Genomic DNA, 10,425 nt, shown 5'->3' on the forward strand with positions numbered 1-10,425 from the left:
ATCGGGTGACCGCCTTCGTCCAGAATTTGCACGTCATAGCCCGGCAGCGATACCGACGGCGAGCCGACCTTGACCGGCAGTTGCTCGATCCCCAGCGGGTTGGCGGCAATGCCCCAGCCGGTTTCGGTCTGCCACCAATGGTCGATGATCGGCACGCCCAGTTGGTCTTGCGCCCAGACGATGGTGTCGGGGTCAGCGCGTTCGCCTGCAAGGAACACGGCGCGCAGGCCCGAGAGGTCGTATTTCTTGACGAACTCGCCGGTCGGGTCTTCGCGTTTCACCGCGCGGAAGGCGGTGGGGGCGGTGAAGAACGACTTGACGTTATGTTCCTGGATCACCCGCCAGAAGGTGCCCGCATCGGGGGTGCCGACCGGTTTGCCTTCGAACACGATGGTGGTGTTGCCGTGGATCAGCGGGCCATAGCAGATATAGCTGTGGCCAACGACCCAACCCACGTCCGAGGCAGCCCAGAACACTTCGCCCGGATTGACGTTATAAAGGTTCTTCATCGTCCAGTTCAGCGCGACCAGCTGGCCACCGGTCGAACGGATGACGCCCTTGGGCTGACCCGTGGTGCCCGAGGTATACAGGATATAGGACGGGTGGTTGCCTTCGACCGGCACACATTCGGCCGGCTGAACGCCGTATTGGAAGCCGTGCCAGTTATAATCGCGACCGGGGATCAGTTCCGCGACTTCCTGCTCGCGCTGGAAGATCACGCAGAAATCCGGCTTGTGCTGAGCCAGCTCAATGGCGCCGTCCAGCAGCGGTTTGTAATGCACGACGCGGTTCGGTTCCAACCCGCACGAGGCGGCGATGATCGCCTTGGGCTTGGCGTCGTCGATGCGCACAGCCAGTTCGTTCGCGGCGAAACCGCCGAACACGACCGAGTGGATCGCGCCCAGACGCGAACAGGCCAGCATGGCCTCCAGAGCTTCGGGAACCATCGGCATATAGATGATGACGCGATCGCCTTTTTCGATGCCCTTGGCGCGCAGTGCCCCGGCCAGAGTGGCAACGCGGTTGCGCAGCTCGACGTAGCTGATCTCGCGCTTGGTATGGGTGATCGGGCTGTCATAGATGATGGCGGTCTGTTCGCCCCGGCCATTTTCGACGTGGCGGTCTACGGCGTTGTAGCAGGTGTTGACCATGCCATCCGAGAACCACTCGTACAGCGGCGCGTTGTCGTCGAACAGCGCCTTGGAGGGTTTCTTGTCCCAGTCAATGGCTTCGGCCGCTTGCATCCAGAAACCGTTCGGATCGGATTTCCAGCTTTCATATACGTCAGCATAGGTCATAAGTCGCTCCTCCAAGTACCTGCACAGAGATAGGCAGAGCGAACAGATTCCCGCAACGATGTTACCGGTCACACAAGCGCAATATCGTCAAAAATTTGCATATTGTGGTGCAATTGGATCGCAAACTTTTGCAAACTCTCCCGTTTTTCAGGGGGTTTTGCTAAGGTCTCGCAAAGTTTGCAAACTTGGCGATGCTGCGATTGCAAGGTCGCGCCGGGGCGGGCTGTGTCCCGTCCCGGCGCAGGACCGTTTCAATCAGCCGTATTGCGCGACCGGAGTCCCGGCAAGGGCCGACATGTTCAGCAGCCCGCGCGCGGTGATCGACGAGGTGACGATATGCGCCTTGTTGCCCATGCCCATCAGGATCGGGCCGACCTCAAGACCGCCGGTGCGCATCTTCAGGATGTTGCGCACGCCCGAGGCCGCGTCGGTATTGGCAAAGACCAGAACGTTCGCCGCGCCGTCAAACCGCGCGTTCGGCATGACCCGCGCCCGCAGTTCGGGGTCCAGCGCCGAGTCCACATGCATCTCGCCATCATAGGCGAAATCGGGCTCGCGCTGGGCCAGCAGATCCATGGCAATGCGCATCCGGCGCCCGGTGTCGCAATCCAGATTGCCGAATTGCGAATGCGAACACAGGGCGATTTTCGGTTCCATCCCAAAGCGGCGCACATGCCGCGCGGCGCCGATCACGGTCTCCATGATCTGTTCCGGCGTCGGTTCGGGATGCACATGGGTGTCGGCGATGAACAGCGGACCCTGTTCAAGGATCATCAGGCTAAGTGCGCCAACCGGGTGCAGGCCACCACGAGCCAGAACCTGACGAATATAGTTCAGGTGCCACAGATATTGACCGAAAGTGCCGCAGATCAGGCTGTCGGCCTCGCCCCGGTGCACCATGATCGCGCCAATGGCGGTGGAATTGGTGCGCATGATCGCCTTGGCCAGATCGGGCGTCACGCCGCGCCGGGCCATCAGTTCGTGATAGGTGCCCCAGTAATCGCGGTAGCGCGGATCGTTTTCGGGGTTCACCACCTCGAAATGATCGCCGGGACGGATGGTCAGGCCAGCGCGTTCGCTGCGGCGAATGATGACCTCGGGGCGGCCGATCAGGATCGGGCGGTCGGTGGTTTCCTCGATCATCGCCTGTGCGGCGCGCAGAACGCGTTCGTCCTCGCCCTCGGCAAAGACGATGCTGCGCTCGAACTTGCGGGCGGCGGCAAACACCGGGCGCATGATCAGCGCCGAGCGGAACACCGAACCGTCCAGCGTTTCCTTATAGGCCTGCGGATCTTCCAGCGGCCGGGTCGCCACGCCTGACTCCATCGCTGCCTTGGCCACCGCACAGGCGACGACGCCCATCAGGCGCGGATCGAAAGGTTTCGGGATCAGATAGTCCGCGCCAAAGGTCAGTTGTTCGCCTTTATAGGCAGCGGCGGCCTCGGCGCTGGTGGTGGCGCGGGCCAGCGCGGCAATGCCTTCGACACAGCCCAGCTTCATCGCGTCGTTGATCTCGGTCGCGCCGACATCAAGGGCCCCGCGAAAGATGAACGGGAAGCACAGCACGTTGTTCACCTGATTGGGATAGTCCGACCGTCCGGTCGCCATGATCGCGTCCGGGGCGACTTCGCGCACGTCCTCGGGCATGATTTCCGGCGTCGGGTTGGCCAGCGCGAAAATGATCGGCCGCGCGGCCATCTTTTTCACCATGTCCTGTTGCAGAACGCCGGGGCCGGACAGGCCAAGGAACAGGTCGGCGTCGTCGATCACCTGATCCAGCGTCCGCAGGTCCGAGTCCTGAGCATAATCCGCCTTTTGCGGGTTCATGTCTTCGGCCCGGCCCTTGTAAACCAGCCCGTGAATGTCGCACAGCCAGACGTTTTCACGTTTGACGCCCAGTTTCAGCAGCATGTTCAGACAGGCAATGCCCGCCGCGCCGCCGCCGGTCGAGACGACCTTGATGTCTTCGAATTTCTTGCCCGCAACCAGCAGGGCGTTGGTTGCCGCAGCGCCGACCACGATGGCGGTGCCGTGCTGATCGTCGTGAAAGACCGGGATATTCATCCGCTCGCGGCAGATTTTCTCGACGATGAAACAGTCGGGTGCCTTGATGTCTTCAAGGTTGATCGCGCCGAATGTCGGCTCAAGCGCGCACACGATCTCGGCCAGCTTTACCGGGTCGCTTTCATTCAGTTCAATTTCGAAACAGTCGATGTTGGCGAACTTTTTGAACAGAACCGCCTTGCCTTCCATCACCGGCTTGCTGGCCAGCGCACCGATATTGCCCAGACCCAGCACGGCGGTGCCGTTGGTCACGACCCCGACCAGATTGCCGCGCGTGGTATAGTTTGCAGCGGTTTTCGGATCATCGCGGATTTCCAGACAGGCTTCGGCAACGCCGGGGCTATAGGCCAAAGACAGGTCACGACCGTTCGCCAAAGGCTTGGTTGCGCGGATTTCAAGCTTACCCGGGCGGGGCATAGCGTGATAATGCAGTGCCGCCTGACGGTCTGTTTTGCTGGGTGTCTTGGCCATTTTACCCTCCCGGTTCGGAATTAGTTTAGCGTTAAACTATTTTCGCGCTTTCAGATACGCCTTTCTGCAAGCTGTCTCAAGGTAAATTTGCCGGATTTCGGGGCGGCTGGGAAGATCGGAAAATCCGGCCCGAAGAATTGGCTGCGCCGGAAAACAATTCCAAGGCGCGCCGCGTCCGGGGCGGGTTGGGCTTGCATCGGGCGCGGGCGCGGCTCAGACTGTAACCGGAGGTGCCCCATGACGTTGATTGATGACGCCCGCGCGATCCGCGAAAACGCCTATGCGCCCTATTCCGGGTTCAAGGTTGGCGCGGCGATCCGTGCCAAAAGCGGTGCGGTTTTTACCGGCTGCAATGTCGAGAACGTGGCCTATCCCGAAGGCACCTGCGCCGAGGCCGGCGCCGTCGCCGCCATGTGCGCGGCGGGCGAATATGAAATCACCGAAGTCGCCGTCGTCGCCGACAGCCCGCATCCTGTCACCCCTTGCGGCGGCTGCCGTCAGAAACTGGCCGAATTCGCCACCAGCCATGTGCCGGTGACGTTGGCCACCTTGGATGGACAGACCGAGATTATGACGATGGCTGAATTGCTGCCCGGCGCGTTCGGCATCAAACATCTGGGGACCTCCTGATCCCGATGGATGCCCGCAACATCATTTCCAAACTCCGCGATGAAGAACCGCTTAGCGCGTCGGAACTGGCATGGTTCGCGCAGGGCCTTGCCACGGGCGAGGTCACCGATGCTCAGGCCGGGGCCTTTGCCATGGCGGTTCTGCTGAACGGTCTGGTCAAGGACGAACGCATCGCTCTGACCCGCGCCATGCGCGACAGCGGTGTCGTGCTGGAATGGGACATGCCCGGCCCGGTGCTGGACAAGCATTCGACCGGCGACATTGGCGACAGCGTATCGCTGTTGCTGGCCCCGGCGCTGGCGGCGTGCGGGGCGTTCGTGCCGATGATCTCGGGGCGTGGGCTGGGCCATACCGGCGGCACGCTGGACAAGCTGGAATCGATCCCCGGTTACCGCGCCGAAGTGCCGGTTCACCGCCTGCGTCAGGTCACGGCGGCGGTAGGTTGCGCGATCGTCGGGGCCTCGGGCGAAATCGCACCGGCGGACAAACGGCTTTACGCGATCCGCGACGTTTCCGGCACGGTTGAAAGCGTCGATCTGATCACCGCCTCGATCCTGTCGAAAAAGCTGGCGGCGGGGCTGGAGGGGCTGGTTCTGGATATCAAGGTCGACTCGGGCGCGTTCATGGTCGATATGGAGGATGCCGAGGAACTGGCCGAGGCGCTGGTCGAAACCGCGCATGGGCTGGGCTGCATGACCACCGCGCTGATCACCGACATGAGCCAGCCGTTGATCGGGGCGGCAGGCAACGCGTTGGAGGTGATCGAAGTGATGGAGACCCTGACTGGCAGCGGCATCACCCCGGCGCTGTGGGATCTGACCTGCGCGCTGGGGGGCGAGGCTTTGGCGTTGGGCGGGCTTGCCGCCGATGCGGCCGATGGGGCAGGGCGGATCGCCCGGGCCATGGAAAGCGGCGCCGCCGCCGAACGCTTTGGCGAAATGGTCGCCGAATTGGGTGGCCCGATGGATTTCGTCGAACGCTGGCCTGACCGCCTGCCCGCCGCGCCGGTTCAGCGCGAGGTTCTGGCCGGGCGCTCGGGCAAGGTGCAGTCGATCGACGGCCACGCGCTGGGTTTGGCGGTGGTCGATCTGGGCGGTGGCCGCAAGCGCGAGGGCGACAAGGTGAACCCCTCGGTCGGGCTGTCGGAACTGGCGATGCTGGGCGATGACATGTCGCCGGACTTGCCGCTGGCGATTGTTCATGTCGCGACCGAAGCACAGGCCGACGCGGCGGTCATGGCGGTGCGCCGGGCCTATAAGCTGGGCCCGGATGCACCGGTGATCCCGCCATTGGTGCGCCGGAGACTGCGCTGATGGCGCGGGCGTTTCTGGTGGTGATGGATTCCGTCGGCTGTGGCGGTGCGCCGGACGCAGAGCAGTTTTTCAACGGTGATGTGCCGGATTCCGGGGCAAATACGCTTGCACATATCGCACAGGAATGCGCGGCGGGCCGGGCTGAAACCGGGCGGTCTGGTCCGCTGAAATTACACAATCTCGACAATTTGGGTCTGGGCGCGGCGGTCACGCTGGCCTCGGGCGATGCCTGCCCCGGATTGGGTGCAACGCCGGTTGGCCTGTGGGGCGCGGCCACGGAAACCTCGCGCGGCAAGGACACGCCGACCGGCCATTGGGAGCTGGCAGGCGTGCCGACCCCGTGGGCGTGGCACTATTTCCCCGACACCACCAACAGCTTCCCGCCCGAGCTTGTGGCGCGGGTTTGCGCCTTGGCCGGGACCGATGGCATCCTTGGAAATTGCCACGCCTCGGGCACGTTGATCATTGATGAACTGGGGGCCGAGCACCTGAAAACCGGCTGGCCGATCTGCTATACCTCGGTCGATAGCGTGTTCCAGATCGCCGCCCATGAACAGGCCTTTGGGCTGGAACGCTTGCTGAAGCTCTGCCGCGACCTGGCACCCATCGTGCATGACATGAAGGTCGGCCGGGTGATCGCGCGACCGTTTGTCGGCACGCCGGAAACCGGCTTTACCCGCACCCCGAACCGCCGCGATTTCGCGTTGCCCCCGCCCGCGCCGACCCTGTGCGACTGGGCCAAGGCCGCGGGGCGCTCGGTTCATGCGATCGGCAAGATCGGGGATATTTTCTCGATGCAGGGGATTGATGACGTGCGCAAGGGCACTGACGCCCAGTTGATGCAGCACCTCTATGACGCCGCCGAGACCGCTGCGGACGGCAGCCTGACCTTTGCCAATTTCGTTGAATTCGACAGCGTTTATGGACATCGCCGCGACGTGTCTGGCTATGCGCGGGCGCTGGAATGGTTCGATGCGCAACTGCCCGGCCTGTTCGCGCGCCTGCGCGCTGATGATCTGATCCTGTTCACCGCCGATCATGGCAACGATCCCAGCTGGATCGGCAGCGACCACACCCGCGAGCGGGTGCCGGTGGTCGGTCGCGGCCCGGTGCCGCAGGCCCTTGGTCTGATCCCGTTCACCGGGGTCGCTGCCCTGATCGCAGCGCATATGGGGATTGAACCGATACGACCGGAGGCGGTATCAGCTTGAAATCCCTGCCGAAAGTCGAACTTCATCTGCATCTCGAAGGTGCCGCCCCGCCTGCGTTCATCCGCGACCTGTCGGCCCGGAAACATATCGACATCTCGGGGATATTCGGTGCCGATGGCGGCTATCGCTACCGGGATTTTCCTGAGTTTCTGAGGGTTTACGAGGCCGCGACCTCGGTTCTGACCACGCCCGAGGATTACCGCCGCCTGACGCTGGCGGTGCTGGAAGAAAGCGCCGCTAACGGAGTGATCTATAGCGAGACCTTTCTGTCCCCCGACTTCTGCGGCGGCCGCGATCTGGGCGCGTGGCGCGAATATCTGCACGCGATCCGCGAGGCCGCCGATCAGGCACAGCGCGACATGGGCATCACCCTGCGCGGCATCGTGACCTGCGTCCGGCATTTCGGCCCCGACAAGGCGCGCGAGGCCGCGCTTTGCGCCGCCGAAACCGCGGGCGATTGGCTGTGCGGCTTTGGCATTGCCGGGGATGAGACCATCGGCGCGCTGGCGGATTTCGCCTATTCCTTCGACATGGCGCGCGAGGCCGGGCTAAAGCTGACCGCCCATGCCGGCGAATGGGGCGGGCCGCAATCGGTGCGTGATGCGCTGGCGCTGGGCCTGCGCCGCATCGGCCACGGCGTGCGCGCGGTCGAGGATCTGGCGCTGGTCGATGAACTGGCCGAAAGCGGTGTCGTGCTTGAGGTCTGCCCCGGCTCGAACATCGCGCTGGGGCTTTATCCCGGCTGGCGGCAGCACCCGATCAGCATGCTGTATCAGCGCGGCATCAAGGTGACGGTCTCGACCGACGATCCGCCGTTTTTTCGCACCTCGATGACCCGCGAATTCGACCGTCTGGCCGAAGCGTTCGATTGGGATGACGGGGTATTCGCCACCCTGAACCGCACCGCCGCCGAGGCCGCATTCTGCGATGACGCCACCCGCGCCGAGATTTTGAAACGACTGGAGCCCCGCCCATGACCGAGCACCTGACAATCGTCAATCACCCGCTGGTTCAACACAAGCTGACGCTGATGCGCGATAAGGAGACGCCTTCGGCCGTGTTCCGCCGCGTGCTGCGCGAGATTTCCTATTTGCTGGCCTATGAGGTGACGCGCGACTTGCCGATGACGACCAAACAGATCGAGACGCCGCTGAAAGCGATCGACGCGCCGATCCTTGCCGGGAAAAAGCTGGCGCTGGTGTCGATCCTGCGGGCGGGGAACGGGTTGCTGGACGGGGTGCTGGACCTGATCCCCTCGGCGCGGGTCGGGTTTGTCGGCCTGTACCGGGATGAGGAAACCCTGACCCCGGTGCAATACTATTTCAAGGTGCCTGACGCGCTGGACCAGCGGCAGGTCGTGGTGGTTGATCCGATGCTGGCGACCGGAAATTCGTCGGTCGCGGCGATTGATCTGCTGAAAAAGGCGGGCGCCAAAAACATCCGGTTTCTATGCCTTCTGGCCGCGCCCGAGGGCGTCGCGCGTATGAAACAGGCACATCCCGATGTGCCGATTGTCACAGCATCAGTAGACGAATGCCTGAATGACCATGGATATATTGTCCCTGGCCTAGGGGATGCGGGTGACAGGATCTACGGCACAAAATAAGCTAAATACCCCTTTACTGATTCGCAGGCTTCCTGCATGATTCGCCCCACATATTGCGGGGGCAATAATGCGAGCACACAAATTGGGAGCGGCCCTCTTGGTCGCAACCGCAATACTCACAGGCAGCGCCAACGCGAAATCGCTGCGCAACGACGACGGGCCGGCCGAGTTCCCGCCCGCCAGCTATACCGGTGCGCAATACGTCGATAGCAAGGGCTGCGTTTACATTCGGGCCGGTTACGCCGGTCAGACCGAATGGATCCCGCGCGTGACGCGGGGCCGTGATGTGATGTGTGGCTTCAAACCGACTTTGGCGCCGTCGCAGCCCGCCCCCACCGCGCAATCGACCTCGGCCAAGGCGCCGGTTTCGACCGTGGCCACCACGACCAAACCGCCGCGCGTGACCACGACGACCAAGCCGGTTCCGACGCCTGCGGCATCGACGCCCGCCCCGGTGGCGGCCCCCGTGCCCGCACCCGCGCCGGTCGCCAAACCCGCGCCCGCCGCCGCACCCAAACCTGCGCCCGAGCCCGCCACCCCCGCCTGTCCGGGCGCCTCCGAATTGTCGAGCCAATACATCAACAGCGGCCGGAAAAAGCCGGTGCGCTGTGGTCCGCAAACCATCAGCCCCTATGGCAAGCAAGGCGCGCTGGATGCGCCGACCGTGGTGCCCAAGGGCTATAAGCTGGCATGGGAAGACGACCGCCTGAACCCGCGCCGCGGGCTGGGCACCGCTGCTGGCGATGCCGAGATGGCGATGGTCTGGTCCAATGACGTCCCGGCGCGTTTGTTGACCGCCAAGGAAATTCAGGTCGCCCGCGCGGCATCTGCGAAAACGGGCCTGACGGTGCATGTCTCGACCCGTTCGGCGCCGGTTGCGAAAGCCGCGCCTGTGGCCGCAACCGCACCGCAGCCCGCGTCCCAGCCGAAAACCGCCCAAGCGGCAGCGCATCGTGGCCCGCGCGGTTATGTGCAGGTCGGCACGTATGGTGACCCGGCGAATGCCAAGGCGGCGGTCGCCCGGTTGCAAAAGCTGAAATTGCCGGTGGCGGTGGCGCGCGGCGCGGTCAAGGGCAAGCCGGTGCAAGTGGTCTATGCCGGGCCGTTCGCTGAGACGGCGCAAATGAATTCTGCCCTCGGGGCAGTCCGCAAGGCGGGGTACCAGGACGCATTCGTGCGATAAAAATAAACCTGGGCAGTGAGCGTCGCCCCGTGTCCCGGTCAGGATGCGGGGCGATGTCCGTTTAGCCGCCGCAAATGCCCTGCACCCGCACCCAATCGCCATCCGAGATCAGCGGCACCCGGTTCTGGCCGCGCATCGGGTCGGCCTCGATCAGGCCAAGCGTGGTCTCGCCCGACACATCCAGCGCATAGGCATAGGGCGACGACGGCACCCCGGCTGCGGCGAATTCGGCCAGCAATTGCTCGTCGCTGATCGGGGCGGGGGTAGTGGTCATCAGGCTGCGGGCGTGTTTGAGCAGCTTGTCGTCGGGCAGCGATCCCGAGGTCAGCAGCCGGAAGGTGGCGATTGTGCCTGCCTCGCGCAGCAGCCGGTCCATCGGATCGCGCTGAGCGGCGCGGACGGTTTCGGCCAGCACAAAGCCAGTGGCGATATCGGCATCCTCGTAATCCTCGACCAGCGCGCGGTTCAACAGGATCAGCCCGCCCGGCAGATGCTCGGACTGGTTGACGCCGCCGGGCAGCACCACCAGACCGTCGCCGCGCCCCAGCAGGGCCTGTGACAGATGGCTCAGCGCCCGCTTGCCCGCCGGGGCCTTGCAGGGTGTGCCGGACATGCCGGCGATATGGCCCAGCAGCGATTGACCGATCTC

The 10,425-nt window shown here is 63.9% G+C and carries 8 protein-coding genes and 1 pseudogene; 6 read left to right on the forward strand and 3 right to left on the reverse strand.

Annotation, left to right across the window (positions count from 1 at the left end; translation table 11 throughout):
• Together ABYW26_RS05075 and ABYW26_RS05080 are read right to left on the reverse strand one after the other, a co-directional pair.
• On the reverse strand, positions 1-1,298 hold a 1,298-nt coding region (locus ABYW26_RS05075), incomplete at its 3' end, for an AMP-binding protein (RefSeq protein WP_372603705.1).
• A gap of 255 nt (positions 1,299-1,553) precedes the next feature.
• Positions 1,554-3,833 carry an NADP-dependent malic enzyme gene (locus ABYW26_RS05080; protein ID WP_372603706.1) on the reverse strand — a complete coding sequence of 760 codons (2,280 nt, stop codon included), beginning with the start codon at positions 3,831-3,833 and terminating at the stop codon, positions 1,554-1,556.
• Positions 3,834-4,070: 237 nt separating this feature from the next.
• On the opposite strand from ABYW26_RS05080, the gene ABYW26_RS05085 reads away from it, so the two are divergent.
• From ABYW26_RS05085 to ABYW26_RS05110, 6 genes are all read left to right on the forward strand, one after another.
• Positions 4,071-4,463, forward strand: a complete 393-nt coding sequence (locus ABYW26_RS05085) for a cytidine deaminase (protein ID WP_372603707.1) — start codon at positions 4,071-4,073, stop codon at positions 4,461-4,463.
• A gap of 5 nt (positions 4,464-4,468) precedes the next feature.
• Positions 4,469-5,776, forward strand: a complete 1,308-nt coding sequence (locus ABYW26_RS05090; protein ID WP_372603708.1) for a thymidine phosphorylase — start codon at positions 4,469-4,471, stop codon at positions 5,774-5,776.
• Complete coding sequence (locus ABYW26_RS05095; RefSeq protein WP_372603709.1) at positions 5,776-6,987, forward strand: phosphopentomutase; 1,212 nt, start codon at positions 5,776-5,778, stop codon at positions 6,985-6,987. The genes ABYW26_RS05090 and ABYW26_RS05095 overlap by 1 nt, the downstream gene beginning before the upstream one ends.
• Positions 6,978-7,964: an adenosine deaminase gene (locus ABYW26_RS05100; RefSeq protein WP_372603712.1), complete on the forward strand. Its 987-nt coding sequence runs from the start codon at positions 6,978-6,980 to the stop codon at positions 7,962-7,964. Before ABYW26_RS05095 ends, ABYW26_RS05100 begins: the two co-directional genes overlap by 10 nt.
• Positions 7,961-8,593 carry a uracil phosphoribosyltransferase gene (gene upp / locus ABYW26_RS05105; protein ID WP_372603710.1) on the forward strand — a complete coding sequence of 211 codons (633 nt, stop codon included), beginning with the start codon at positions 7,961-7,963 and terminating at the stop codon, positions 8,591-8,593. Before ABYW26_RS05100 ends, upp begins: the two co-directional genes overlap by 4 nt.
• 97 nt (positions 8,594-8,690) lie before the next feature.
• The gene (locus tag ABYW26_RS05110) at positions 8,691-9,776 is read left to right on the forward strand and encodes an SPOR domain-containing protein (RefSeq protein ID WP_372603711.1); all 1,086 of its coding nucleotides are present in this window, start codon (positions 8,691-8,693) and stop codon (positions 9,774-9,776) included.
• A 61-nt stretch (positions 9,777-9,837) separates the two neighbouring features.
• Here the strand turns inward: ABYW26_RS05110 and ABYW26_RS05115 are convergent.
• Positions 9,838-10,425, reverse strand: a pseudogene (locus ABYW26_RS05115) (hypothetical protein); the annotation flags it as partial.

This window comes from Actibacterium sp. (assembly GCF_041584535.1).
In the GTDB taxonomy this organism is placed as follows: domain Bacteria; phylum Pseudomonadota; class Alphaproteobacteria; order Rhodobacterales; family Rhodobacteraceae; genus Actibacterium_D.

Bases quoted from the DNA above. Each gene is read 5' to 3' on its own strand.
- ABYW26_RS05080 (WP_372603706.1), bottom strand. From the start codon at position 3,833: ATGGCCAAGACACCCAGCAAAACAGACCGTCAGGCGGCACTGCATTAT.
- ABYW26_RS05095 (WP_372603709.1), top strand. From the start codon at position 5,776: ATGGCGCGGGCGTTTCTGGTGGTGATGGATTCCGTCGGCTGTGGCGGT.
- ABYW26_RS05090 (WP_372603708.1), top strand. From the start codon at position 4,469: ATGGATGCCCGCAACATCATTTCCAAACTCCGCGATGAAGAACCGCTT.
- upp (WP_372603710.1), top strand. From the start codon at position 7,961: ATGACCGAGCACCTGACAATCGTCAATCACCCGCTGGTTCAACACAAG.
- ABYW26_RS05085 (WP_372603707.1), top strand. From the start codon at position 4,071: ATGACGTTGATTGATGACGCCCGCGCGATCCGCGAAAACGCCTATGCG.